This window comes from Lentzea miocenica, assembly GCF_033949945.1.
GTDB lineage: Bacteria > Actinomycetota > Actinomycetes > Mycobacteriales > Pseudonocardiaceae > Lentzea > Lentzea miocenica.
The window spans coordinates 1-22,698 of sequence record NZ_JAXAVW010000018.1 but is presented as its reverse complement, the minus strand read 5'-3'; the positions used below and the strand labels follow the sequence as shown (position 1 = coordinate 22,698).

At 66.0% G+C, this 22,698-nt stretch carries 29 protein-coding genes; 13 read left to right on the top strand and 16 right to left on the bottom strand.

From position 1 onward, the window contains the following. Positions 1–22: 22 nt before the first annotated feature. The 5 genes from SK803_RS22305 to SK803_RS22285 all read right to left on the bottom strand — a co-directional run bounded on the left by SK803_RS22305 (position 23) and on the right by SK803_RS22285 (position 3,816). A complete protein-coding gene (locus SK803_RS22305; protein WP_319967993.1) occupies positions 23–451 on the bottom strand; it encodes a hypothetical protein in 429 nt (142 codons plus the stop codon). A 44-nt stretch (positions 452–495) separates the two neighbouring features. Beyond that, positions 496–1,032, bottom strand: a complete 537-nt coding sequence (locus SK803_RS22300) for a TIR domain-containing protein (RefSeq protein ID WP_319967992.1) — start codon at positions 1,030–1,032, stop codon at positions 496–498. Between the two features lie 102 nt (positions 1,033–1,134). Next, positions 1,135–1,425, bottom strand: coding sequence for a hypothetical protein (locus SK803_RS22295; protein WP_319967991.1), 291 nt, complete (start codon positions 1,423–1,425; stop codon positions 1,135–1,137). Positions 1,426–1,473: 48 nt separating this feature from the next. Further along, a complete protein-coding gene (locus SK803_RS22290; protein WP_319968140.1) occupies positions 1,474–1,974 on the bottom strand; it encodes a nucleoside-diphosphate kinase in 501 nt (166 codons plus the stop codon). Between the two features lie 51 nt (positions 1,975–2,025). Then, positions 2,026–3,816, bottom strand: a complete 1,791-nt coding sequence (locus SK803_RS22285; protein ID WP_319967990.1) for an AIPR family protein — start codon at positions 3,814–3,816, stop codon at positions 2,026–2,028. Positions 3,817–4,343: 527 nt separating this feature from the next. Between SK803_RS22285 and SK803_RS22280 the strand changes: the two genes are divergently transcribed. Beyond that, a complete protein-coding gene (locus SK803_RS22280; protein WP_319967989.1) occupies positions 4,344–4,634 on the top strand; it encodes a hypothetical protein in 291 nt (96 codons plus the stop codon). A gap of 81 nt (positions 4,635–4,715) precedes the next feature. Here the strand turns inward: SK803_RS22280 and SK803_RS22275 are convergent, their stop codons facing one another. Next, the gene (locus tag SK803_RS22275; protein WP_319967988.1) at positions 4,716–4,865 is read right to left on the bottom strand and encodes a hypothetical protein; all 150 of its coding nucleotides are present in this window, start codon (positions 4,863–4,865) and stop codon (positions 4,716–4,718) included. A 182-nt stretch (positions 4,866–5,047) separates the two neighbouring features. Between SK803_RS22275 and SK803_RS22270 the strand changes: the two genes are divergently transcribed. Then, positions 5,048–5,365 (top strand): hypothetical protein, encoded by a 318-nt coding sequence (locus SK803_RS22270; protein WP_319967987.1) that lies wholly within the window; start codon positions 5,048–5,050, stop codon positions 5,363–5,365. Between the two features lie 38 nt (positions 5,366–5,403). Beyond that, positions 5,404–5,787, top strand: coding sequence for a hypothetical protein (locus SK803_RS22265; protein ID WP_319967986.1), 384 nt, complete (start codon positions 5,404–5,406; stop codon positions 5,785–5,787). On the opposite strand, the gene SK803_RS22260 is transcribed toward SK803_RS22265, so the two are convergent. Then, the gene (locus SK803_RS22260) at positions 5,763–6,572 is read right to left on the bottom strand and encodes an NmrA family NAD(P)-binding protein (RefSeq protein WP_319967985.1); all 810 of its coding nucleotides are present in this window, start codon (positions 6,570–6,572) and stop codon (positions 5,763–5,765) included. The two genes, SK803_RS22265 and SK803_RS22260, sit on opposite strands and share 25 nt — an antisense overlap. Positions 6,573–6,659: 87 nt before the next feature. Between SK803_RS22260 and SK803_RS22255 the strand changes: the two genes are divergently transcribed. Next, a complete protein-coding gene (locus tag SK803_RS22255; RefSeq protein WP_319967984.1) occupies positions 6,660–7,421 on the top strand; it encodes an AraC family transcriptional regulator in 762 nt (253 codons plus the stop codon). Here SK803_RS22255 and SK803_RS22250 read toward each other — a convergent pair. Together SK803_RS22250 and SK803_RS22245 are read right to left on the bottom strand one after the other, a co-directional pair. Continuing rightward, the gene (locus tag SK803_RS22250; RefSeq protein WP_319967983.1) at positions 7,378–8,283 is read right to left on the bottom strand and encodes a LysR family transcriptional regulator; all 906 of its coding nucleotides are present in this window, start codon (positions 8,281–8,283) and stop codon (positions 7,378–7,380) included. The genes SK803_RS22255 and SK803_RS22250 overlap by 44 nt on opposite strands. 138 nt (positions 8,284–8,421) lie before the next feature. After that, positions 8,422–9,213, bottom strand: a complete 792-nt coding sequence (locus SK803_RS22245) for a DUF3152 domain-containing protein (protein WP_319967982.1) — start codon at positions 9,211–9,213, stop codon at positions 8,422–8,424. A 79-nt stretch (positions 9,214–9,292) separates the two neighbouring features. Between SK803_RS22245 and SK803_RS22240 the strand changes: the two genes are divergently transcribed. Further along, positions 9,293–9,958 (top strand): response regulator transcription factor, encoded by a 666-nt coding sequence (locus SK803_RS22240; protein ID WP_319967981.1) that lies wholly within the window; start codon positions 9,293–9,295, stop codon positions 9,956–9,958. Then, the gene (locus SK803_RS22235; RefSeq protein ID WP_319967980.1) at positions 9,955–11,667 is read left to right on the top strand and encodes a sensor histidine kinase; all 1,713 of its coding nucleotides are present in this window, start codon (positions 9,955–9,957) and stop codon (positions 11,665–11,667) included. Before SK803_RS22240 ends, SK803_RS22235 begins: the two co-directional genes overlap by 4 nt. Here SK803_RS22235 and SK803_RS22230 read toward each other — a convergent pair. Next, positions 11,648–12,463: an NAD(P)/FAD-dependent oxidoreductase gene (locus SK803_RS22230; RefSeq protein WP_319967979.1), complete on the bottom strand. Its 816-nt coding sequence runs from the start codon at positions 12,461–12,463 to the stop codon at positions 11,648–11,650. The two genes, SK803_RS22235 and SK803_RS22230, sit on opposite strands and share 20 nt — an antisense overlap. Positions 12,464–12,513: 50 nt before the next feature. On the opposite strand from SK803_RS22230, the gene SK803_RS22225 reads away from it, so the two are divergent. Both SK803_RS22225 and SK803_RS22220 read left to right on the top strand, forming a co-directional pair. Beyond that, positions 12,514–13,089 carry a helix-turn-helix domain-containing protein gene (locus SK803_RS22225; RefSeq protein ID WP_319967978.1) on the top strand — a complete coding sequence of 192 codons (576 nt, stop codon included), beginning with the start codon at positions 12,514–12,516 and terminating at the stop codon, positions 13,087–13,089. Between the two features lie 7 nt (positions 13,090–13,096). Further along, positions 13,097–13,366 carry a DUF2277 domain-containing protein gene (locus SK803_RS22220; RefSeq protein ID WP_319967977.1) on the top strand — a complete coding sequence of 90 codons (270 nt, stop codon included), beginning with the start codon at positions 13,097–13,099 and terminating at the stop codon, positions 13,364–13,366. Here the strand turns inward: SK803_RS22220 and SK803_RS22215 are convergent. Next, the gene (locus SK803_RS22215; protein ID WP_319967976.1) at positions 13,363–13,578 is read right to left on the bottom strand and encodes a hypothetical protein; all 216 of its coding nucleotides are present in this window, start codon (positions 13,576–13,578) and stop codon (positions 13,363–13,365) included. The genes SK803_RS22220 and SK803_RS22215 overlap by 4 nt on opposite strands. Before the next feature lie 327 nt (positions 13,579–13,905). Here SK803_RS22215 and SK803_RS22210 point away from each other — a divergent pair, with 327 nt between their 5' ends. Both SK803_RS22210 and SK803_RS22205 read left to right on the top strand, forming a co-directional pair. Next, the gene (locus SK803_RS22210) at positions 13,906–14,586 is read left to right on the top strand and encodes a hypothetical protein (protein WP_319967975.1); all 681 of its coding nucleotides are present in this window, start codon (positions 13,906–13,908) and stop codon (positions 14,584–14,586) included. 65 nt (positions 14,587–14,651) lie between these two features. Then, complete coding sequence (locus SK803_RS22205; RefSeq protein WP_319967974.1) at positions 14,652–14,819, top strand: SMI1/KNR4 family protein; 168 nt, start codon at positions 14,652–14,654, stop codon at positions 14,817–14,819. Between the two features lie 83 nt (positions 14,820–14,902). On the opposite strand, the gene SK803_RS22200 is transcribed toward SK803_RS22205, so the two are convergent. Next, on the bottom strand, positions 14,903–15,553 hold the full coding sequence (locus SK803_RS22200) for an HNH endonuclease family protein (protein WP_319967973.1): 651 nt from the start codon (positions 15,551–15,553) through the stop codon (positions 14,903–14,905). Between the two features lie 63 nt (positions 15,554–15,616). Further along, a complete protein-coding gene (locus SK803_RS22195) occupies positions 15,617–16,564 on the bottom strand; it encodes a methionyl-tRNA formyltransferase (RefSeq protein ID WP_319967972.1) in 948 nt (315 codons plus the stop codon). A 92-nt stretch (positions 16,565–16,656) separates the two neighbouring features. Between SK803_RS22195 and SK803_RS22190 the strand changes: the two genes are divergently transcribed. Beyond that, positions 16,657–17,907 carry a lysine N(6)-hydroxylase/L-ornithine N(5)-oxygenase family protein gene (locus tag SK803_RS22190; RefSeq protein WP_319968139.1) on the top strand — a complete coding sequence of 417 codons (1,251 nt, stop codon included), beginning with the start codon at positions 16,657–16,659 and terminating at the stop codon, positions 17,905–17,907. After that, positions 17,904–19,439, top strand: coding sequence for an amidohydrolase (locus SK803_RS22185; protein WP_319967971.1), 1,536 nt, complete (start codon positions 17,904–17,906; stop codon positions 19,437–19,439). The genes SK803_RS22190 and SK803_RS22185 overlap by 4 nt, the downstream gene beginning before the upstream one ends. Position 19,440: 1 nt before the next feature. Here the strand turns inward: SK803_RS22185 and SK803_RS22180 are convergent, their stop codons facing one another. The 3 genes from SK803_RS22180 to SK803_RS22170 are packed head-to-tail and all read right to left on the bottom strand — an operon-like array spanning position 19,441 to position 21,027. After that, on the bottom strand, positions 19,441–19,752 hold the full coding sequence (locus tag SK803_RS22180) for an ArsR/SmtB family transcription factor (protein WP_319967970.1): 312 nt from the start codon (positions 19,750–19,752) through the stop codon (positions 19,441–19,443). Continuing rightward, on the bottom strand, positions 19,749–20,183 hold the full coding sequence (locus SK803_RS22175) for an SRPBCC family protein (RefSeq protein ID WP_319967969.1): 435 nt from the start codon (positions 20,181–20,183) through the stop codon (positions 19,749–19,751). Before SK803_RS22175 ends, SK803_RS22180 begins: the two co-directional genes overlap by 4 nt. A gap of 34 nt (positions 20,184–20,217) precedes the next feature. After that, a complete protein-coding gene (locus tag SK803_RS22170; RefSeq protein ID WP_319967968.1) occupies positions 20,218–21,027 on the bottom strand; it encodes a hypothetical protein in 810 nt (269 codons plus the stop codon). A 153-nt stretch (positions 21,028–21,180) separates the two neighbouring features. On the opposite strand from SK803_RS22170, the gene SK803_RS22165 reads away from it, so the two are divergent. Next, the gene (locus tag SK803_RS22165; RefSeq protein WP_319967967.1) at positions 21,181–22,656 is read left to right on the top strand and encodes a CYTH and CHAD domain-containing protein; all 1,476 of its coding nucleotides are present in this window, start codon (positions 21,181–21,183) and stop codon (positions 22,654–22,656) included. Positions 22,657–22,698: the final 42 nt, after the last annotated feature.

Below are 22,698 nucleotides of genomic sequence, written 5' to 3'. Positions count from 1 at the left end.
GGCCGCTTTGCATCTACATGCGCTAGCCAGCTCGAGAGATATGTTCAAGCTCAGCCTTGAGAATATCAGTCGAGAGTCCGACAAAGTCTAGATCTTCCATCACCTTGTCGCGATGATGTGAGCAAAACCTGCTCTGCGAGAGTTCCAGCATGTTCATCGCAATCAGAAGAGAGTTCCGCATCACGTAGTCATAGACCGTGGAGTCCTGATAGCCGTGGCGATCTCTCCAACCGAGCGCAACAAGGTCACCGCCACGTTCCCGTGAACGCTCTTTCAAATGAACCATGAAACCATGCGACGTCAATCCGTAGAGAATGTCCATAGTGACATCAGGCCGATAACCAAAGTCACGACGAATCATGTCCAAGAAGACATGAACGTTGCTCGGCAGTTCACATTGACAACCATCATCGAAGATGCGTAGCACAAGCTTTCGCTCTTCGATAGACATCCGCTGGAGCGCTTCAAGGAACGTTCCCGAAACCGACTTGATAGCTACCCTGTGCGCCTTTTTGGTCGCGTCAAGCGCACGATAAAGCTCATCCGCTCCGCAGGAATAAAGCTCTTGCGCTCAGGAACGGGCTTCCGTGGCAGCTTCTTCGCGATTAGATTGGCGATTTCCTCAGAAGAACGCTTTCGCTCGCCGCTTTCGCCGAGTGTGGCATCCATGTATCCGACAGTCGCAAAGTGTCCTGGGATCTCCGCGTCATCCAAACGAACAGGCAGCACATAGTCTGCCGCGTGCTCTTGAAATGCCCTCGCCTGCGCACTCTTTCTCTCATGATTAGTCCACAGCTTGTCGCGATACTCAACCGAGGAAAAGAGAACGCAATGCCTGGCAGCCTTGCTATAGACCCAGTTCAAATGTTCGTAGAGATCCTTACCCCAGAGTGCAACTTCCTCAAATGCGTCATAAAATACGCGCACGCCGCCTGCGCGCAGAATACTTGCCACTGACTCCACAAAATCACGGTGCTCTCCAGCAAAGGAGAGCACCACGTCATACTCGAAATCGGAATCTGGACTGCCCATTTAGAACTAGTGCCCTTGCGCTAGGCGTCGACGACGGTTCAATATTCAATTTCAGCACGCGAGCCCAGTGGCAGGATTGAGCGCGCTTTGGACTACAACTCGTTAGATCAGCACATCCGCAAGACGTTCCCGCACTACGCCTGAGTGCAAAAACCCTGGCAAATCCACGCCGCCCACCGATGGCCGAGTGGCAGCAACTTGTTCAAGCGTATCCGAAGGAAGCGAATCGAGAATCTCGATCGCGCGGATTGCCCAGGCTTTTGCCATATCGAAACGGCGTCGCCCCTCCACATCCTCATTGCGGTAGCGGAACGCAAGAGCGTACGCAGTCTCGGCAGCAGCTCGCTTGCTTGCCTCAACCTCGCGGTTGAACAAGGCTTCAAGCTCGCCCAACGATGCCGAATTTCCAGGTGGGCCTGCCACATCAAGCACCCCTTGCTCTTAGTACATGAACCTCTCAGCAACCGTCTCGTACTGGAATCGCTCGGAAGCGTCAAACCAAAGTTCGACTTCGTATTTTGCCTCTTCAGAATTGCCGGAGGCGTGCACAAGGTTCATCACGGCCTTACCGCTCACCTCCGAAGAGGCTTTGGTTTGGTGAGCGAAATCCCCACGAATGGTTCCAGGGGCAGCTTGATCCGGGAAGGTCGGACCAATAATCTTTCGCACCTTGGAGACAGCATCAACACCCTCAAGCGCCAGGGCGACAACAGGCCCACTCTGCATGAAATTCGCAGTAGTGGTGTATACCGCCGAACCTGCCCGGCCTTCGAGGTCGAAGTAGTGCTTGCTCGTGAAATCAGCGTCCAGATGCTTCATCTTGACGCCGACTACCTTCAACCCTGTATCCTCGAAGCGCGACAGAATGCGACCCATCAGGCCGCGGGCAACAGCATCGGGCTTCAGAAGAACAAGCGTCTGTTCGACACCAAGCTCCGACATGCTCGTCACGACAGGATCCTCCAATGATCAAATGTCGACAAGGTTACGGCCTCACACGCGCCTCGGACTAATGAGCTTCTTCGGCCAACGGCCTTTTTGGGTGTACCGACTCATTCGCCTGTCAATCTCGTTGACCCATTCGGCACTCTTGGCCAACACGCTTGTATCAGATGTCCCAACCGTCTTCGCGGCAGCCTCCCGTGCGGTTATAACCCACTCGTGAGCAACCCGCAAGAAAGTATCGTCAAAGGCAGAGATGTCCAATTTTGCAACGGCGTTTGCCCTCGGACGAGAAGACACGAGTGCGAACGAGGTTGCCGCGCGAGCCAGATGATAACGAGTGTTCGATCGCTCGTGCCTTCCGCCAACACCACCCGCGTCAGCGAGATATTTGTCAACTATTCTGACGATCTGAAGACATTTATAGTATGCCTCCAGAGGAGTGTTCGAGCTAAAGACCTTCTCATAGAGCTTGCCTCGCACCAAAGCTGACGGCATCCCGCGCGCAGTATTCGGCTGATGAAGAATTATCGACCCGACAGCCTGTGCAAGCTCGAGCACCTCGACGATCTCAGCCCTAGGCTTTCCCAGGTTCTTGTAGTGATTCTTCTTGCGCTCATAGAAGAGGCCATGCTTTTGAAAGTACTCCTCAATCGACCTCTGAAATGGCTCCGCCGATCGAAGATTTGCCGCCGAAACGCGGTTTTGACTGTTGGTAGCCTTAATGACCTGCGCCGCAACTGCTTCGTCTTGTGTCTCAATAATGCGAACGAGAAGTTGACGGATCTTACCTTCGTCCGAAGAGCCAATATCCGCCCCCTGCCGAATGAGAGTGTGGAAGTATTGGAAAACACTCCGCGACGTTTGTAGGCCGTTCACAATCTGCGGGTCTTCAATATCGAGACGCTTACCCGAAGGCTGCAACCTCTTTGCAACGACCGTGACGCCGTTGTTCAGCCACCAGAAGTCCGCAGTCGCGTCGTCACCCTGACGCAGCGAATCTGCGATTCCCCGGTTAATAACCGTCAAACCTTCAAAGTCTCGAACGTTCTCTTCGAAAATCCCGTCTCGAAGACGGTGCTCGTCGTCAGTAATAAAGTCGAAGTAGTCAGCAAGACTAATCAGGCAGATGAGCCCGCCTTTTTCTGGAGAGATAGGCCCCTCACTGACCCTCAACTTCAGTGTTGCTGACTTCCGTTCCCGCGCTCGCGCGTTTAGATCTGCCGCACCCACCAAATCGACGACAATCTTAGCATTCGGAAAGTCTTTGTTCAGCTTTGCCTTGAGGCGCGTGACCTTCGCCTCAACCTTGTCGTGTGGCACTTCCGCTGACTTCGTCGCATATCGAACCGTAATTGTCAAGTCCGGAAGCTTATCGGCGGCTGCCAGATAGGTAGCACGGAACGTCTCAAAGCGCTCTAGCACACGCGGATTGAACTCAACGTCGAGAGTCGTGCCATCGCGGTCAAGCTGAAGCAGAAGCGGAAGGTGATCAAGAAGGGTCTGAACAAAAGTCTCTTTGAAGCCGCTCTCGTTTTTCGCTTGGATTATCTCTAGCTCAATTCGAGGCGCTTCACCTGCAACTATGTCTGAGACATCCTCGACCAGGTGTCCGTCGATGAAGACGTAAACGGCATCTACCCCACCGTCATTGGTTCCTTCGACAATTCCGTCTTCTATCTGACGACTCGATAGCCCCCTAGGTCGAAGCAAGGTGTCAACGGAGCTGATGAGGAAGTACTCGTCGTTCGAAAGATCAGGGTACGTATCCGTCTTGCGTTGCAGCAGTCTGGTGTCGAGTAGTAGAACCTCATTAGGCACAGAGGAACTGGACTTTGCCACCTACGCTCGCCTCGCGTTTCACTCGTGTCGACCGGGCCCCGACGCCTAGTCACAGTATGTGACAGGAGACCGAACAGAGTGACCTACGACACGGGCTGCTGTGTCATGGATCTTCATCGCGACGTGGTGCCGGTCGTGGTGCGAACCGTGCTGAAACTGTGACCACAGAGACCCACGACGAACGCCGCACCACACTATATGTGCTGGTAGACACAGCTTGGATGCCCGTATGGATCACTTCTAATCCCGAGGTCGCAGGTTCGAATCCTGCCGGGGGCGCTCAAGCGCTGGTATGGATGTTGCGGGCCGATCTCTTCGGAGGTCGGCCCAGTGCGTGTCCCACCGACTTGCGGTAGTCGGCGATCTCCCGAGCGGTCAGGCCGCGTCGCGACGAGGTGCCGGAACGCGTGCGGGTGCAGCCCTTCCCCGCACCGAACCAGGACGGCCTGCGGCGACCTGGCTGGACAGCCGGAGCAACCCCCTCGCATCCGGCACGTCCGACAAGGCGAGATCGACTTGGGGGACGAATGCGCACGATCACCACACTGTTGCTCACCTGCTGCGCCCTGACCGCGTGCGCCTTTCACCGCATCGAGGCCGATCCGACGTTCCTCGTCATCGACGTCGGAGAAACCACGTATGACATCAACGTGACCAGCGGCCGGCCAGACGACCTGCGCGCGGACAACTGGCACCGTTCGGTGGTCGACAAGGCGGAGTTCGAGACCGAGGTGCAGAAGGGCGACCACGTGGTCTGTCATCTAACGGAAACCGACGCCGTGCGGATCACGAACTGCCGGAAGTCGTCAGCGCCATGACGATGTCGCGACAAGATCTCGCGGCACCCGTTCCGTGAGCTGGGGGAGCAGCGGCCTTATTTTTTGGCGCGAGCAGGGCGGTTACCTCGACGGCTGCAGGTATCCCGTGTCGCCGAAGTCCTCGTCGTCATCGTCCGGAGACGGTGAGGTGGGCCTACGCGGCTCCTCACGAAGCTGGTCCAGCTGGCGCTCCCCCTCGGCCGCCAGACGTGCGCGTTCCTCCTCCGGCATGGTGGAGGTACTCCTTCGCGGCTTTCACGTCGCCGCCGAGTCCTTCCAGGACGGTCGCGAACGCGTCCAGGCTCGGGGGATTCGCTTTGAACGACATCGTGTCCACCTCCGCGTGTCCGGCTGGCCACGTAAGGTAGCCGGGCCGCCGATGGTGCGCCGGGTGGGCAGAGTGGAGGCAGGACGTGCGGAACCAGCCGGTCAGTGGTACCTACCGATGGGGCCTGCTCTTCCGCACGCTGTGGATCGTCGTGTTCGCTCCGATCCTCATCGGACTGCTCGCCGGAGGGATCTTCGGCCACTGGGTGTTCCTGCTGGTGTTCCTGATCTGGGTCGGGGCGCTGGCGTGCGTGTTGCGGGCGGAGGCGCTGAACGCCAGGGCGCGCGGCATGGAGTCGCCGAGCCCAGGGCTGCTCGGGGCGAGGGCGGGGTGGCTGTTGCTCGCGCTCGTGCTGATCTTCGCCAGTGCCGGGCTGATCCGGCTCGTGCTCGGCTCGGACTGACCGCGAGAGCCGCGAACGGGCCGGGCTAGGGTCCCGGCGTGGACAAGACTCGGCTGGGGATCGGACTCGTCATCGCAGTGCTGGCCGTGCAGACGCTGGCCAGCCTCGTGTGGAGTCCCGACGCGACGCTGACCGGGGTGGCGCTCGCCTTCAACGCGGTGGCCGCGGTGTCGACGTGGTTGTTCGTGCGGCGGGGTGGGCGTGGGGCCTGGGTGGTTGCCGGGTGGTGCGCCGGGTTCTTCGGGTGGCATGTGGTGGGGCTTGGTGAGTTGGCCGGCTGGTGGACGACCGGGCTGGACGCGGCGTTCCTGGTGGGGGCGCGGTATCAGCTGTCGGTCGTCTACCAGGCGGTGCTGGCCACGGCGGCCGGGTTCGCCGTGCACCTGTTGTTGCCTCGTCAGGACCAGGCTTCGGCCACGTAGGCGTCGAAGCTGGTGGCCGGGCGGCCCAGCAGGCGGGGGATGTCGTCGGTCGGGGTGGTCATCAGGCCGTTGCGCATGCCGTCGAACATGCCGTTCAGTTCGGCGGCGATTTCGTCGGGGACGCCTTGGGCGAGCAGGGATTCGCGGTACTCGGCCGGGGTCAGGCGGATCAGTCCCGCTGGGCGGCCGGTGGCTGCGGAGATCTTTGCCAGGGCTGCGGTGAAGGTGATCGCTTCGGGGCCGGTGAGGTTGTAGGTCTGGCCGTTGTGGTCGTCGGTGGTCAGGGCCAGGACTGCTACTTCGGCGATGTCGTGGACGTCCACGAACGGTTCCGGGGTGTCGTCGATCGGCAGGGACAGACGGCCGGCCTGGACCTCGGGGTGCCAGACCTCCTCGGAGAAGTTCTGGGTGAAGTTGTTGGCGCGCAGGATGGTCCAGGACAGGCCGCTGGCGCGCACGGCTTTCTCGGCCGCGTGCATGCCCTGGAAGAACTCGGGTGGCGTCTCGTCGAGACCGCGGCCGGACAGCAGGACCAGGCGTTGCACGCCGGAGGTCTTGGCCAGTTCCACGAACGGGGCTGCGCGGGACGGGTCTTCCGGCGCGATCACGTACGCGGCGGTGATGCCGTCCAGGACCGGTTTCCAGGTGGACTCGTCGGACCAGTCGAAGCGGTGGGCGCTGGAACGGGAGGCCGCGCGGACTTTCGCCCCGGCGGCTTCGAGGGCGCGGACCACGCGGCGGCCCGTCTTGCCGGTCGCGCCCAGGACCAGGATCTCTTGTGTCATGGCTCCAGCCAACCCGCGTGGGGCGTCCGGGGACATGGGTGAGAGTCCATCGATGATGTTCGATCGTTCCGCCCGTATGTTGGAGGCATGGAGGCTTTCGACGAGCTGTTGCGCGGGGTGCGCGCGGATGGTGCCGGGGTGCGTCGGGTCGAGGTGTCCGGGACGCAGGTGTTGTCGGGGCTCACGTTGTACGCGGTGGCGGCGGGTGAGATGAGCGTCCTGGGTGAGACCGCCAAGGCCGGGGACATCGTGGTGGTGCAGGGATCCGTTGCCGCGGAGGGGCATGCATCGGTGGTCAGCGGCACGTACGACGCCATGGGGGCGGTGGCGCGCCGGCTGACGGCTGTGCTGCCGGACGCGTTGGTGGCGCCGGGATCTGACGAGTGCGCGGCGTTCTACGACGCCGTGGGTACCGGTGCGCCGGGCGTGGTGACGGACCGGTTGCTGGACTGGCTGATGGTGTGCGCGCTGCGGGAGTGGTTCGACCGCGCGCACAGCACCGGATGGATGGCCGCACGTGCGGACGTGGTGGTCGGGCCGGTGTTGCAGGCAATGCACGCGTCACCGGCGCGGGCGTGGACGCTCGCGTTGCTCGCCAAGGAGGCCGGGGTGGCCCGGACCACGCTGGCCACCAGGTTCGCCAAGCTGGTCGGGGTGCCGCCGCTGACGTACCTCACGGACTGGCGGATGGCTGTGGCCGCCGACCTGCTGGCCGAGTCGTCGGCGACGGTGGCCTCGGTGGCGCGTCAGGTCGGGTACGCCGACGCGTTCGGGTTCAGTGCCGCGTTCAAGCGCGTGCACGGGTTCAGCCCGAGCGAGTGCCGCAGCCGGTGCGCCGCGACTGCGTGACGTCCAGGCAGCAGCGGACGAAGTCGGCCGCCGCTTCCCCCGCGTCCGGCAGCCACGCGACGCCGACCTCGCTGGGGCTCACACCGCGGACCGGTACGTAGACGACGTCCGGCCGGGCGTAGAAGCGGGACGTCGACGCTGGAACCAGCGCGATGCCGTGGCCGGCCGCGATCGCGCCGAGGAACTCGTCGGGCCGTTCCGTGACCGCGCCGACGCGCACCTCCCGTCCGTCCCTTTCGGACAGTGCCAGCCAGTGATCGCGCCAGGTTCCCTTGAGGGCAGGGGCGACGATGACCGGTTCGTCCCACAGTTCGGGGAACACGATCTCGTCCCGCCCGGCCAGCGGATGAGCGGAAGGCAGGGCCACGCAACGAGGTTCGCTGAACAGCACCCGCACCCCGAACGACTCCTCGCCAGGAAAGGGCAGGCGCAACAACGCGACCGGGACTTCCGCCGCGGCGAGCCCCGCCGTCGGATCCGACCACGGCGCCTGCCGCAGATCGACCCGCCAGCCCGGCCGGAGCCTGCCGAACGCGGCGACGATGTCCTGCGTCGCGTCGTTCGCCGCACTGGCCAGGAACCCGACGCGCAACACACGGGCGGCGCCGCGGGTCTCGCTCACGGCGGTGTCCCAGCCCGCGAGCACCGGCGGCACCCGCGCGGCGAGGGCATGACCGGCGTCGGTCAGCGTCATGCCGGTGCTGGACCTGGTGAACAACCGCACGCCCAGCTGCGATTCCAGGTGCTTGAGTTGTTTGGTCAGCGATGGTTGTGACACGAACAGCCGGTGCGCCGCGCGCGTGAGGTTGCCCTCCTGAGCGATGGCGGCGAAGTACCGCAGCAGCCTCGTGTCCACATCCATCCCGTCAGGTTATGGAGGAGGACATCAACCACAGGTGAGCAGACGCGTGAGTTGATGATCCAGCAAGTCTTCTGCCGCGTCCGCGATCGACCAACTCGACCCGTCGAGGTGCGCCAAGCCGATGCGTGCGACCACCGATCACGGGTTCGGCCACCCGTTCGGCCTGCACACCTTCCCGTCCTGCGGGATGAACGCGCCCTGAGGCACGCCGTTGGTGATGCGCACGATTTCGTCGTTCGACACGCTGAACGTCTGCTGCATCATCACCGGCGCCGGGCCGCCCGCCACCTCACAGGGGCGGTGGTTCTGCCCGAACGCGTGGCCGACCTCGTGGTTGACCATGTACTGGCGGTACGAGGTCAGGTCCGGCAGGAAGGCGACGGCGCCGCGGAACCAGCGGGCGGCGTTCAGGACGACGAAGTTGCCGTCGCGGCACGAGACGTCGACCGGGATCTCGTAGCCGCAGACGGCTCGCGCGGTCTGTTGCGAAGCGAGCCTGATGCGGACCGACGCCGCGCCCGGCACCCGCCGGACCGAGCGCGCGCCGCCCGCGGTCCAGCCGCGCGGGTCCGTGAGGGTGGCGTCCACGAAGGCGGAGAAGGCCTGTTCGTCGACGGTGACGCCGTCCTCCACCTCGACGGCGTAGGTGCGCAACGGGCCGGTGCCCACGACGTCGCCCGTGCCCGCGACCACGTGGAACGTGCCGGCGCCGGTGGCCGGGAAGTCAGGGCCGTCGGGCAGGTCCGAGCTGGACGCGTACACACGGGGTGGCGGCGCGGGCGAGGAAGGTGCGACGGACGAGGGCGCGGCGGGCGGCGTGCTCTGCGCCGTGGTCGGGGCGGCCGCGGGCGACGTCTCGCCTGCCATTTGGGTGGCGGTGAGCAGCAGCGCCGTCAACGCGACGGCTCCCAGGACGAGATGCACCTTCATGACGACGAGGCTCGCCGGAACTGATGAAGAACCTGTTTGCGTTCCGCTTGCGCGTCGTGAAGGCCTGCATACTGCATTTGTGTGCGCCCACATCCTCGTGGCCGAGGACAACCTCAACCAGGCGGAACTCGTGCGCCGGTACCTCGAGCACGACGGGCATTCGGTGGTGGTCGTCCACGACGGACGGGCGGCGATCGACGAGACGCGGCGCCGCAACCCGGATCTGCTGGTGCTGGACGTGATGATGCCGCTGGTGGACGGCATCGACGTGATCCGCGCCGTCCGGACCGAGTCGGACGTGCCGATCGTGCTGCTCACCGCACGATCCACTGAGGACGACGTGCTGCTCGGGTTCGACCTGGGGGCGGACGACTACATCACCAAGCCGTTCCGGCCGCGGCAGATGGTGGCGCGGGTGCGCACGATCCTGCGGCGCACGGGGCGTGCGCGCGAAACCAGCGCCACGGTGCTCAAGGTCGGCGACCTGATGGTCGACCCGATCCGGCACGAGGTGCGCATCAACGACGAACTGGTGAGCCTGACGCCGGCGGAGTTCCGGTTGCTGGCCAAGATGGCCGCGCAGCCGCAACGGGTGTTCACCCGCGAACAGTTGCTGGAGGACGGCTTCATCACGGCGCGCACTGTCGACGTGCACATGATGAAGCTGCGCCGCAAGATCGAGCGGGATCCGCGCCGGCCGGAGCGACTGCTGACCGTCTACGGCATCGGGTACAAGCTCGTATGAACAGCCTGCTGGTTCGGTTCTTCCTGTTCTCCCTGGTGATCGCGGCCTGCTCGATCGCCGTCACGGCGTGGCTCGCTAGCCAGGCGACGACGGGCACGATCCGGCAGGAGCAGGGTGAGGCGCTCGAGACGGACGCGCAGATCCTCGACGAGCTGGTGAACTACGCGGCCAAGCACAAGGACTGGACGGCCGCTCAGTCCGAAGTGGACGGATTCGCCCGGAAGTACAACCGCCGCATCGCGTTGACCGACCTCAACGGCAAGAAGCTGGTCGACACCGGCAACGAGAACTCACCGCGGCTGCCCATCACGCCCAAGGCCACGGTCGACCCGCTCAACGTCAGCGGCAAGATCGACCCGAGGGCGGTCGGACCGTTCCAGCTCAGCGACGCGGAGAAGGAGAAGCTGCACTTCTACGCCACGGAGCTCGCCGCGTGCAACGACAAGATCCAGATCGTGGACGCTCCCAACGGCAGGCCGCGACTCTCCAACCTCGAACCCGGCCAGTTCTCCAGGTGGGAGGAGTGCGAGGTCGGCTACCAGCTGTACACGATCACGGCGACGGAGCAGGCCGCCTACGAAAAGCTCCAGCAACTGTTCGCGGAGTGCCTCGACCGGCTCGCTCCTGGCCTGCAGCCCCTGGCCAAGGCGGCTGGCCGGGTGTCGCTCGACTGGGACGTCACCACCGTCCGGGACTCATCGCCGGAGGCGGTGACTTGCATGACCAACGCGCGTCGCGATCAGCTCCGGCCGTACGTCGCCCCTCCCACCTACCTCTTCCTGACCTCGCCGACCGGTGAAGAGCCGATGGCGATCGACCTGTCGACGACCGGCACCACCCGGATCACGTTGGTGGCACTGGGAATCCTCGCGCTGGCCGGGTTCGCGTCGTGGCTCACCGCGACCCAGCTGGTGCGGCCGATCCGCGCTCTCACCGCCGCCACCCAACGCACCGCGGAGGGCGATCGGGCCGTGCGCGTGGACGGCGGCGCGGGCGAGATCGGCGAGCTGGCCAAGTCGTTCAACGCGATGTCCGAGAAGCTCGCCGAGACCGAACGGCAGCGCCAAGCCATGGTCAGCGATGTGGCGCACGAGTTGCGCACGCCGTTGGGCAACATCACCGGCTGGCTGGAGGCGACGCAGGACGGGCTGGCCGAACCGGACCCGCACCTGGTCGACATGCTGCTGGAGGAATCCCTTCTGCTGCAACGACTCGTCGACGACCTGCACGACCTGGCGCAGGCCGACGCCGGCACGCTGCGGCTGCACCCCGAGCCGATCACGCTCGACGACGTGGTAGACCAGGTCGTGAACGCCCAGCAGAACCGCGAGATCCTGCTGCGAGCGGAGATCACGCCGGTGCACATCAGCGCGGACCCGGTGCGACTGCGGCAGGCGCTCGGCAACCTCGTCGCGAACGCCGTCCGCTACACCCCGCCGGGCGGCGAGGTCGTCGTGAAGCTGTTCCAGGAAGGCGAGAACGCGATCATCGAGGTGCGCGACACCGGCACCGGCATCGCGCCGGACGACGTGCCGCACGTGTTCGACAGGTTCTGGCGCGCGGACAAGTCCCGCAGCCGCCGCACGGGTGGCAGCGGGCTCGGCCTCGCGATCACGCGGCACCTGGTCGAGGCGCACGGCGGCACGGTGTCGGCGACCAGCGTGCCCGGCCGCGGTTCGACGTTCCGGATCAGCCTGCCGCTGGCATGAGGCCCAGCAGGTCCATGTTGATCATTCCGGCCGCCTGCGCACCCTGCGCGGCGGCGACGATCACGATGGCCGTCGGGTCCGTGACGTTGCCTGCTGCGTAGACACCCGGCACGCTCGTGCGGCCCTTGTCGTCCGTGCGCACGAACGGACCAGCCATGGTCTCCGCGGTTTCGGCACCCAACGCCAGCAGGAATTCGTCGCGTGGTTTGACCGGTGCGGAGTACACGAGCGCGTCGGCGGGGATCCGGTCCGAGCCGGAGATCACCGCGACGAGCCGGTCGTCCTCCACCTCGATGCCGTCCACCGTCGGCACGTGCGTGACGTCCGCCGACCACTGCCGGACCAGCGCGACCTTCATCTCCTCGCCGAACACCACGAGCTTCTGGTCGCGAACCTCGTAGCCGTGGCAGTACGGGCAGCCGAAGACGTCGCGGCCCCAGCGGTCACGCAGGTTCTCCGGCACCTCGTCGACCAAACCGGTCGCGAACAGCAGGCGCTGCGCGTGGACCGTCCGTCCGAACAGCTCGACCGCGAACCCGTCGCCGGTCTTCGTCACGCTCTTGACCTGGTCGTTGACGATCTCTCCGCCGTAGCCCTCGACCTCGGCGCGACCGTGCTTGAGCAGGTCCAACGGCGAAAGCCCGTCACGAGAGAGGTAGTTGTGCATGTGCGCGGCCGGCTTGTTGCGCGGCTCGGCACCATCGACCACGAGCACGCTTCGACGCGCCCTGGTCAGCATCAGAGCGGCGCTCAGTCCGGCCGCTCCCCCACCAATGATCACCACTTCGTGTCCCATGGCTCCACAGTGCGGTCGACAGTCCAGTTTTGGCAAAGTAAGTTGCTGTTATGGCAACAACGGCGAACTTCGCGACCCTGGGACAGCGGCTCGCCGCGTTGCGCGCCGAGCACGACCTCACGCTGGCGACGTTGTCCGAGATGACGGGCATCTCGAAGTCGACGCTGTCCCGCCTGGAGTCCGACCAGCGCAAACCGACGCTGGAGCTGCTGCTGCCGTTGTCGCGGACCTACCAGGTGTCGCTGGACGACCTGGTGGGCGCGCCCGAGGTGGGCGATCCGCGCGTCACGATGAAGCCGCGCGAGCTCGACCACGGCCGCATCGGCATTCCGCTGACCAGGTCGACAGGGCCGATGCAGGCGTGGAAGATGATCATCACCGAAACCGCGCTGCACGAGCCGCGGGTGCACGAGGGCTACGAGTGGTTCTACGTGCTCAGCGGACGCATCCGGCTGCGGCTCGGCGACAAGGAGGTCGTGCTGCGGGCGGGCGAGGTGGCCGAGTTCGACTGCCGCCAGCCGCACGCCCTGAGCAGCGCGGACGGCAACCCCGCCGAGATCATCAGCCTGTTCGGCAAGCAGGGGGAACGCATCCACACCCGCGCCGCGCCACCGAACAGGTCATAGTGGAGTCATGTGCCGAAACATCCGGGTGCTCCACAACTTCGAACCGCCGGCGACGTCTGACGAGGTGCAGGCCGCCGCGGTGCAGTACGTGCGCAAGGTGAGCGGGGCGGCGAAACCGTCGGCGGCGAACCAGGCCGCGTTCGACAAGGCGGTCGCGGCGGTCGCGGCGGCGACCCAGGAACTGCTCGACGCGCTGGTGACCACGGCGCCGCCCAAGGACCGTGAGGTCGAGGCGGCGAAGGCAAAGGCGCGATCGGCAGAACGGTACGGGCGTTAGTTCCGGTCGCGGGTGTCCAGGTACATGCAGATGAGCTTGGCGGCGATACCCGCGGACCCGACGATGAACGCCTGGTCGGGGCCGAGCGTGACGGCGATGGCCCACAGCAGCAGCGCGATCAGCACGAGGATGACCGTCATCTGCATCGCGTGCGGCCAGTGGTCGGGGTGGACCAGCCACCTCGTCGGCTGCCGCGGCTGCGGAACCTCCACGTCACCCGCTCTATCGGGTGAACGCTCCGCCTTTACCGCCATCGTGCTCCCTCGCCGTGATTCCTCCTGTGGGACCTATTCTCCTAAGTTGATCTTCTACGCAGGGTGACTTCCGCCTGTCGTGCGGTGAGCGTTGGGTGAGCGTCGGCGAACGGCAGACGAACGGTCATCGTCATGATCGGTCGCCAGTCCGTCACGGTCCGTTTACCGATTGAGGCCCACGTCGCAACTTTGCGTGTAGCCCACACGGGTAGTCGCTCTACTCTGTGTAGCCGTTACACCGTTTGGAGCAGCGCGGTTTTTGTCAGACCCCTCGGATAACGTCAGGTGAAGAAGGCGGTACGAGGGGAGAAAGCGTTGCCGGACAACAACGTCAGCGTCACCGCACTGTCGTTCACCGAGTACGTCATGAGCGGCCAGCGTGGACGCATCAACATCGTGTCGGAACAGCGGGGGATGTACCTGGCCTCCGATACCAAGGTGTGCGGGTTCTACAACCCGATCCGCGACGCCATGCGACGAGCGGTCAACTCCACCGAACCTGAACTGGAGCTGAAGAAGGCGGTCATGAACGCCAACCGCACGGGCCAGCCGCGGGCGTTCGAGGAGATCGCCGACGGCTTCCTGCCCTGGCTGGCGTCGTTCAAGGCCACCGGCGTCCCGGTCGAGCCTGCCACCTACCGCGCCGGCGAGCTGACCCTGAAGGTCCGCCCGCACCTGGGGCTGCGCAAGAAGGACGGGTCGACCTACGCGGTGCTCGTGCACGCCAAGGAGCTGCCGCTGACCAGGGAGGCGGCGAACGTCGGGCTGCGGATCCTGCAGCACACGATCGCCGACACGTTGCCCGGCGCCACACCGATGGTGCTCGACGTGCGGCGGGGCAAGGCGTACCAGATGCCGGTGCGCACCAACCTCGGGAAGCTGGACGTGCTGATCGCGGCCGAGGCGATGGGCTACGTGACGCACTGGAAGCTGTCCGGGCTGTTCGAGTCGGTGCACGCGGTCTAGCGCGAAGGCGACGCGGCCCGTCCGGGGGGTCGGGCCGCGTCGCCGGCACGAACGAGGGAGAACCGTTGTCGCGGACCGCCGACCTCATCGCACTGCTGAGGTGGGAGCGGAAGAAGGCGCCCGAACTGCCCTGGGCCACGGCCGAGGAGTACCTGGGCGTCACGTTCCCCAGCGACTGCAAGGATCTGGTGTCGGCCTACGGCACCGGGTCTCCGACCACGCGGTCGGCGTGACCTCGCCAGTCGCCGCACCGGCCCTTCTCCCGGTGGGAGGAGTACGACGGTCCGGCGACCGCGTTCTGGCCGCGGTAGTTCGGTCAGCAGGCCTTGAGCATCACGGCGAGCGCGTCGTGCTCCGGCTGGTCCGCCGTGAGCTTGTAGGTGATCTTCACCGAGATCCAGTGCTGCGCGTAGGTGCACCAGTAGGTCTGCACCGGCGGCTTCCACTTCGCCGGGTCCTGGTCACCCTTGGAACGGTTCGACTTCGCCGTCACGGCGATCAGCTGGATGCCGCCGAGGTCGTTGGCGAACGCTTTGCGCTCGTCGTCGGTCCACTTGTCCGCGCCGGAACGCCACGCTTCGGCCAGCGGCACGGTGTGGTCGATGTCGACCTCACCGGCGTCCTTGATCGCCACGCCGTCGTAGACGCTGTTCCAGGTGCCGGACACGGCCTTGCAGTCCTTGTCCGACTTCACCTCGGCGCCCTGGCGTTGCAGCACGATCTCCCTGGTGTCGCAGGAGTTTCCCTGCGAGGCCCAATGCGGGAAGCGGTCGCGGCTGTAGCCGGCCATCTTGCCTTCCGGCGCGATCTGCACCGCGCCCAGGTCGGACGAGCCGGCGGGAGCGGGTCCGGTGGGTGCGGGCGTCGTGGGCGATTTCTCCTGGGACGACTGGAGATTCGTCAGGTACCAGCCCACTGCCACCAGCAGCACGAAGACCACCAGTGACGTCACCGCCGCGCGATTCATGCGCTCATGATCGGGCATGCCGATCACGGACCGATCAACCGGCCCGTGATCGGCATGTCGTTGTTACGGTCGGGAGGTGAGGTAACCGCCCATGTGCTTGAAGTACTCGTGCGCCTTGAGCTCGGCGCCATCGGCGGTACGAACCTTCTTGACCAGCAACGCCTTGCTGCGGCCGCGCCGGGCCTCTGCGCCCGCGACGATCGCCACGCCGTCGCCCTCGCGGTAGAAGATGCGTCCGGGGGTGCCGCCGTAGACCTCGGCGGAGACCTCCGCCTCGATGATCTCCAGGCGCTGGCCGCGGTGGAAGCAGAACGCGCTCGGGTACGGCGCGCACTGTGCGCGCACCAGGCGGTCGAGCTCCTCGGCGGTCCAGGTGAAGTCGATCCGCAGGTCCTCCTCGGCGCGCTTGTGGAAGAACGAGGCCTGCGAACGGTCCTGCTTCGTGAACTCGGTGCGGCCGGACGCGATCTCGGCTAGGCCGTCGACCGTGATCGGGCCGAAGAGCTCCAGCGTCTTGGCGAACAGGTCGGCCGTCGTGTCGCGCGGGCCGACCGGAACCGAGCGCTGCAGCACGATGTCGCCGGCGTCGAGTGTGTCGTCCATCATGTGCGCCGTCACGCCGACTTCCTTCTCGTCGTTGAGAAGCGCCCAGATCAACGGCGAGAAGCCCGCGTACTTCGGCAGGAGCGAGTCGTGCACGTTCAGCGTGCCGCGCTTGGGCAGCGCGAAGACCTGCGGCGGGATCCAGGTGCGCCAGTTGCAGGCGACGATCACGTCCGGGTCGGCGGCCTTGAGCTGGTCGAGCAGCTCCTGGTCCTCCGGGCGTTCGCGGATGAGGACCTCGACGCCGTTCTCGCGCGCCAGCTCCTCGACCGAATCGCTCCAGACCTTCTCGTACGCGCCCTCACCCTTCGGGTGGGTCACCACCAGGACGACCTCGTGCTCGGACGCCAAAAGTGCCTGCAGGGTGCGATGACCCCAGGTCTGGAACCCGAACATGACGACCCTCATGGGGGTGCCCTCCTCTACTCCGGTGCGATACGGTCAGGCTAACCTAACTGCGACTTGCCAAGTGAGCTTAGGCTTCCCTAAGTTAGGTGCTCATGCATCCGATCTACGACATCGTCGGTATCGGGTTCGGTCCCTCGAACCTGGCGCTCGCCATCGCTCTCACCGAGCACAACGAGCAGGCCGAAACCCCTGTCACCGCGGTGTTTCTCGAACGCCAGCAAGCGTTCGGCTGGCATCGGGGCATGTTGCTCGACGACGCCACCATGCAGGTCTCGTTCCTCAAGGACCTGGTCACCATCAGGAACCCCACCAGCCGCTTCTCGTTCCTCTGCTACCTGCGGGATCGCGGCCGGCTGGTCGACTTCGTGAACCACAAGAACCTGTTCCCGCTGCGGGTCGAGTTCCACGACTACTTCGAGTGGGCAGCGGCGCAGGTCGACGACGTGGTCGCCTACAACACCGAAGCCGTTGGCGTGGAAGCGATCCAGGACGACCTCTTCGAGGTGACAACGGCCACTGGTGACGTGTACCACGCCCGCAACCTCGTCTTCGCCACCGGACTGCGCCCGTCCGTGCCGGAGGGCATCGCGCTGTCGGACCGCGTGTGGCACAACAGCCAGTTCCTGCACCGGGTCGGCGAGTTGAGCGACCCGAAGCGCTGCGTCGTCGTGGGCGCGGGCCAGAGCGCCGCCGAGGCCGTGGCGTACCTGCACCGCGAGTTCCCCGGCGCCGAGGTGTGCTCGGTGTTCTCCCGTTACGGCTACAGCCCGGCGGACGACAGCTCGTTCGCGAACCGGATCTTCGACCCCGAGGCCGTCGACCACTACTACGACGCGCCGGACGCCGTGAAGCAGCGGTTGATGGACTACCACCGCAACACCAACTACTCCGTGGTCGACATCGACCTCATCACGCAGCTCTACCGCACCGAGTACCAGGAGAAGGTCCTCGGCACGCAGCGGCTGAAGATGATGAACATGACCAGGCTCGTCGCCGTCGAGGAGTCCGCGACCGGGGCGCGAGCGGTGATCCAGTCGCTCGTCACCGGTGAGCAGGAGTACGTCGACACGGACCTCGTGCTGCTCGCGACCGGCTACGACGAGGCCGCGCCACTTCTCGGTTCGCTCGACGACGCCTGCGCACGGGACGACGCGGGCCGTCTGGTCGTGGGCCGGGACTACCGCGTGCAGTCCTCCCTGCGCGGCGGCATCTACCTGCAGGGCGGCACCGAGCACTCGCACGGCATCACGTCGTCGCTCCTGTCCAACGTCGCGGTGCGTTCGGGTGAGATCCTGACGTCCGTGCTGACCAACACCCCCGTGCCGGTCCTCGCGACCGCGTGAAACTCGATCTCAAACTGACGGGCTGCCGGGCCATCACGATGGACCCGGCACGCCCCGCCGCGCACACGATCGGCATCTGGCAGGGCCGGATAGCCGGGCTGGACGAGCAGGTCGCGGACCTGCCCGCCACCGAGACCGTCGATCTCGGCAACGCCGTGGTGCTGCCCGGTTTCATCGACGCCCACACGCACCTCGCGTGGAACGGCCGCTCGCGCCGGACCGTCGACGTGACGGGGCTGACCACCGCGGCCCAGGTGCGCGAACGGCTGTCCGGCGCACCGGGTGAGGGCTGGATCGAGGCGTCCGGCTACGACCGGCGGATCATGGACCGCCCGTTGACGGCCGCGGACCTGGACCCGGTCACCGGCGACCGGCCGCTCTACCTCGCGGACATCTCCGGGCACGCGTGCGTGGTGAACTCCGCCGTGCTGAACCAGCTTCCGGAGATCACCAGCGACGGCTGGCTGACCGAGAACGAGCAGCTGGCCGCACGGTCGTTGCGGCTGCCCTACTCGATCGAGGAGATCACCGCCGACCTGCACGAGAGCGCGCGGCGGGTGCTGGCCGAGGGCGTGACGATGTGCGCGGAGGCGGGCATCGGGGCAGGCCTGATCGCCAGCAGCCCGCTGGAGGCGGCCGCGTACCAGCGCGCTCAGCTGCCGATCCGCGTACAGCTCATGGTTTCCGCGTACGTGCTGGGCGAGGTGGCCGCTGATCCCGCGGACGGCATCGCGCGGGCGATCGACCTCGGCCTGCACACCGGGTTCGGCGACGACATGCTCTCGTTGGGCGCCATGAAGCTGTGGACCGACGGCGGCATGATCGCGCGCACGGCGGCGTTGTCCGAGCCCTACGCGGGCACCGGCAACATCGGCCAGCTCGCGGAGTCCGAGGAGTTCATGCGGGCGGCGATCATCGACGGCCATCACGCCGGGTGGCAGCTCGCGATCCACGCGATCGGCGACCGCGCGATCGACTTCGCGCTGGACGCGGTGACCGAGGCACAACGGCAACGACCGCGCGCCGACGCGAGGCACCGGATCGAGCACTGCGGCCTGGTTCGGCCGGACCAACTGGGACGAATCGCGGCCCTCGGACTGATTCCTGTTGTCCAGCCCACATTTCTGTTCTCGTACGGTGACGACTACAGCGTGATCATGGGTGAGGAACGGGCACCCTGGATGTACCGCGGGCGGTCGTTCCTCGATCACGGGATCACCGTCGCGGGCAGCTCGGACCGGCCGGTCGCGGACGGGGCCCCGTTGCGCGCCATCGAGTTCATGGTGCGGCGCAGGTCCTCCGGCGGCCGGGCGGTCGGACCGGACGAGGCGATCACCGTCGAGGAGGCGATCCGTGCGTACACGCTCGGCAGCGCCTACGCGTGCCGCAAGGAGGACGTGCTGGGCAGCATCACGCCCAGCAAGCTCGCGGACCTCGTGGTGCTCGGCGACGACCCGCGCACCAGCGACGCGATCGCGGACATCCCGGTGCTCGCCACCATGGTCGGCGGCACCCTCCTGCCGCAGCGCTGAACTAGCCTTCTGCGATCTTCTTGAGCGCGGCCAGCCGCCTGTCCCACTGCGAGGCGAGCGAGGCCATCCAGGTGGCGGTGGCGTCCAGCGCGTCGGACCGGACGGAGAAGTTGTTCTCCCGGCCGGCCCGCGCGGACGCCACCAGCTCGGCCTTCTCCAGCACTCCCAGGTGCTTCACGATCGCCTGCCGGCTCACCGGCAGCTCGGTGGCGAGCGCCGACGCCGAGACCGGCCCCTTCGCCGCGACGAGATCGAGCACCCGGCGCCGCATGGGATCAGCGAGCGCGGCCAGCACATCGTCGACCTGACTCACTTCTCCAGGTACTCCCGCAGCTCGTCGAGTTCGTGGCCCCAGCCGCCGACGTTGCCGGACGCGTACTTCTCCTGGCCCACCGGCGGCAGGTCGAGCTGCGTGAACCCGCTCTCCACGACCTGCAGCAGCGTGCCGCCGTCCGTCGGTGTGAGCGTGAACTCGACCAGCGTCGCGTTGCCGGGCACCGGATCAGGCCCCAGCGGCCCGGACCAGCGCCACGAGAAGAACGACTCGGGCTCGACCTTCTCGATGATCGCACGCCCGGTGCCGTGCTCGGCCCACGTCAGCGTGACCTCACCGCCGGGCTCGAGCTTCGACACCGTCGCCCCGGCGTCGCCGAACCACGTGCCGAGGTGCTCGGCCGAGGTCAGCGCGGCCCAGACGCGCTGCGGCGACGCGTTGATCAGCACGTCACGTTCGATCCGGTCCACTGACACCTCCTGCAACCCATCGGTTGCAGAAAGACTACTGCAGGTGGAACGTGGCGGCCAGCGTCGTGAGCCGGTCGGTGATGTCCGCGTGGACGTTCGTGCGCCGGACCCAGTTCTCGCTCCCGGACGACGCCGACGGCGGCGCGCCCAGCGGCGAGACCGCGTCCGTGACGCCGTACTCCAGCCGGTACGCGAGCACGGCGATCGCCGACTCCAGCCAGAACGACGGATCAGGCGTCGGGATCTCCCCCAGCCCGACCCGGAACCACACGGGCATGCGCGCGTACTGCCCGAGCGCCGCCGAGATGCGCCGCGCGGCCGCGTCCTTGATCTCGCCGCGAGCCTTGTCCCCCGCGAGCACGGCCTCGGTGCGCCACTCCTCGGCGGTCGCGTCCTCGTCGGCGTCCAACCGCTCCGCCGCCCGCTTCGCGCTCGCCTCGTTCGCGTTGATCAGCCACTCCATCTGGCGGACCTCGTGCGACAGCGCGTCCCGCTCGAACCGCGGCACCCTGCCACCGTCCAGTTTGGACCGAGCCTCGTCCCGCCTGGCCTTGAGCCCGTCGAACTCCAGCACCTCCTGCCGCAGCTCGACCCGGGCCGGATCCGCGAGGATCTCCTGCTCGGCGTCCCACGCCTTGCGCAACGCCTCGACCAACGGCTCGATGTCCCCGGCAACCGCGTCGAGATCGGCCAGCGGCCCGTCACCGGCGCCGGACAGCCGCCGTTCCAGCACCGTCAGCCGCGCCGTGACGCGTTCCAGCTCCGCAGTCAGCTGGCCGACATGACTGATCAGCGTGGCGACCTGCGGCTCGACCAGGTCAAGCCGTTCCTTCTCCGTGGGCACGCGACCAGCGAACCGGACAGACCCACCCCCGCCAAGACACCCCGCACCAATTACACGCATTCGAGGCGAGGTTTCCGCCCGCCCGTGGCATCCACCCCTCACGCACCGTCACCGCACTGGGTGAACTGCGACGAAACGAGGTATTAATAGAAAATGGCGACCTCCGTTACTGAGACCGAACGCAAGTACGAGGCACCATCGGACGCGAGTCTGCCGGACCTCACGGACATCACCGGCGTGGCCACCGGCCCGGAAGTCTTCGACCTGGAAGCCACCTACTTCGACACCGACGACTACCGCCTGGCCCGCGCCGGCGTGACCCTGCGCCGCCGCGTGGGCGGCGACGACGAGGGCTGGCACCTCAAACTCCCAGCAGGCGAAGCAGACACCCGCCAAGAGGTCCGCGTCCCCCTTGGCCGCGCGGTGAAGCACCCCCCGAAGGACCTCTCCTCCCTGGTCCGAGCCCACACCCGAGGCAACGGCCTGGGCCCGGTGGCCGAGATCAGGACCAACCGCCGCCGCTGGCAACTGACCAACAACAACGGCCAACTCCTCGCCGAGGTCGTAGACGACGTGGTGACCGCCCAAACCATGGGCTCCTCAACGACAACCACCTCCTGGCGTGAGATCGAAGTCGAACTGGGCGAAGGCGGCGACCGCGAACTCCTGGACACCGTCGAACAACACCTCAGCGAGGCAGGAATCCACCCGTCCTCCTCGAAGTCCAAGCTGTCCCAGGTGATCGGCGTGAAACGCGACGCCATCCCCACCATCACCAAGAAGTCCAGCGCAGGCGAAGTAGTCCTCGCCTACCTCCACGAACAACGCGCAGCACTGCAGAACCAGGACCCCCGCGTCCGCCGCAACGAGGACGACGCCGTCCACCAGATGCGCGTGGCCACCCGCCGAATGCGCTCAGCCCTCCAAGCCTTCGGCAAAATCGTCGACCGCGACGCCACCCGCACCCTGACCGACGAACTCAAGTGGCTGGCCTCAGTCCTCGGCACCTCCCGCGACCTGGAAGTCCTCCGCACCCGCTTCGAAGACGCCCTGCACACCCTCCCCCCAGAACTGGCCCTGGGCGACGTCGCCGCCCGCATGACCCGCCACTTCGCCCCGCTGGAAGCCAAGGCGCACAAGGACTCCGTGGCCGCCCTGGACGACAGGCGTTACTTCGACCTCCTCAACGCGATCGACACGCTCCTGACCTCACCCCCACTGACCAAACTGGCATCCGGCAAGGCCAAGGACGTCCTGCCCAAACTCGTGGAAAAGGCCCGCCACCGCCTGGACGTCCGCGTAGAAGCCGCGCTGAAAGCCAACAACAACGACGAACCCCTCCACGAAGCCCGCAAGGCAGCCAAACGCCTCCGCTACAGCGCCGAAGTGGCCGAACCAGCCCTCGGCTCCCACGCCACCCACCTGCGCAAGCGAGCCAAGGACGTGCAAACCCTCCTCGGCGACCACCAGGACTCCGTGGTGGCACGCCCCGTCCTGCTGGAACTGGGCCGGGGCGACGAGAACGGCTTCACGTTCGGCCTGCTGTACGGCAAGGAAGTGGAGCTGGCGCACAAGACAGAAGCCGCACTCCCCGCGCTGTGGCGCAAGCTGACCAAGGAACACCTCTAACGCAGGCTCGCGCAGGGGACGAGGCGAGGCGTCCTTGGCTTG

What these genes read in the sequence shown, in the direction of transcription:
- SK803_RS22235 (WP_319967980.1), top strand. Translation starts at nt 9,955, where the DNA reads ATGAACAGCCTGCTGGTTCGGTTCTTCCTGTTCTCCCTGGTGATCGCG.
- SK803_RS22195 (WP_319967972.1), bottom strand. Translation starts at nt 16,564, where the DNA reads ATGAGGGTCGTCATGTTCGGGTTCCAGACCTGGGGTCATCGCACCCTG.
- SK803_RS22190 (WP_319968139.1), top strand. Translation starts at nt 16,657, where the DNA reads ATGCATCCGATCTACGACATCGTCGGTATCGGGTTCGGTCCCTCGAAC.
- SK803_RS22280 (WP_319967989.1), top strand. Translation starts at nt 4,344, where the DNA reads ATGCGCACGATCACCACACTGTTGCTCACCTGCTGCGCCCTGACCGCG.
- SK803_RS22260 (WP_319967985.1), bottom strand. Translation starts at nt 6,572, where the DNA reads ATGACACAAGAGATCCTGGTCCTGGGCGCGACCGGCAAGACGGGCCGC.
- SK803_RS22250 (WP_319967983.1), bottom strand. Translation starts at nt 8,283, where the DNA reads ATGGATGTGGACACGAGGCTGCTGCGGTACTTCGCCGCCATCGCTCAG.
- SK803_RS22245 (WP_319967982.1), bottom strand. Translation starts at nt 9,213, where the DNA reads ATGAAGGTGCATCTCGTCCTGGGAGCCGTCGCGTTGACGGCGCTGCTG.
- SK803_RS22220 (WP_319967977.1), top strand. Translation starts at nt 13,097, where the DNA reads ATGTGCCGAAACATCCGGGTGCTCCACAACTTCGAACCGCCGGCGACG.
- SK803_RS22255 (WP_319967984.1), top strand. Translation starts at nt 6,660, where the DNA reads ATGGAGGCTTTCGACGAGCTGTTGCGCGGGGTGCGCGCGGATGGTGCC.
- SK803_RS22165 (WP_319967967.1), top strand. Translation starts at nt 21,181, where the DNA reads ATGGCGACCTCCGTTACTGAGACCGAACGCAAGTACGAGGCACCATCG.
- SK803_RS22290 (WP_319968140.1), bottom strand. Translation starts at nt 1,974, where the DNA reads ATGTCGGAGCTTGGTGTCGAACAGACGCTTGTTCTTCTGAAGCCCGAT.
- SK803_RS22225 (WP_319967978.1), top strand. Translation starts at nt 12,514, where the DNA reads ATGGCAACAACGGCGAACTTCGCGACCCTGGGACAGCGGCTCGCCGCG.
- SK803_RS22275 (WP_319967988.1), bottom strand. Translation starts at nt 4,865, where the DNA reads ATGCCGGAGGAGGAACGCGCACGTCTGGCGGCCGAGGGGGAGCGCCAG.
- SK803_RS22305 (WP_319967993.1), bottom strand. Translation starts at nt 451, where the DNA reads ATGTCTATCGAAGAGCGAAAGCTTGTGCTACGCATCTTCGATGATGGT.
- SK803_RS22300 (WP_319967992.1), bottom strand. Translation starts at nt 1,032, where the DNA reads ATGGGCAGTCCAGATTCCGATTTCGAGTATGACGTGGTGCTCTCCTTT.
- SK803_RS22230 (WP_319967979.1), bottom strand. Translation starts at nt 12,463, where the DNA reads ATGGGACACGAAGTGGTGATCATTGGTGGGGGAGCGGCCGGACTGAGC.
- SK803_RS22200 (WP_319967973.1), bottom strand. Translation starts at nt 15,553, where the DNA reads ATGAATCGCGCGGCGGTGACGTCACTGGTGGTCTTCGTGCTGCTGGTG.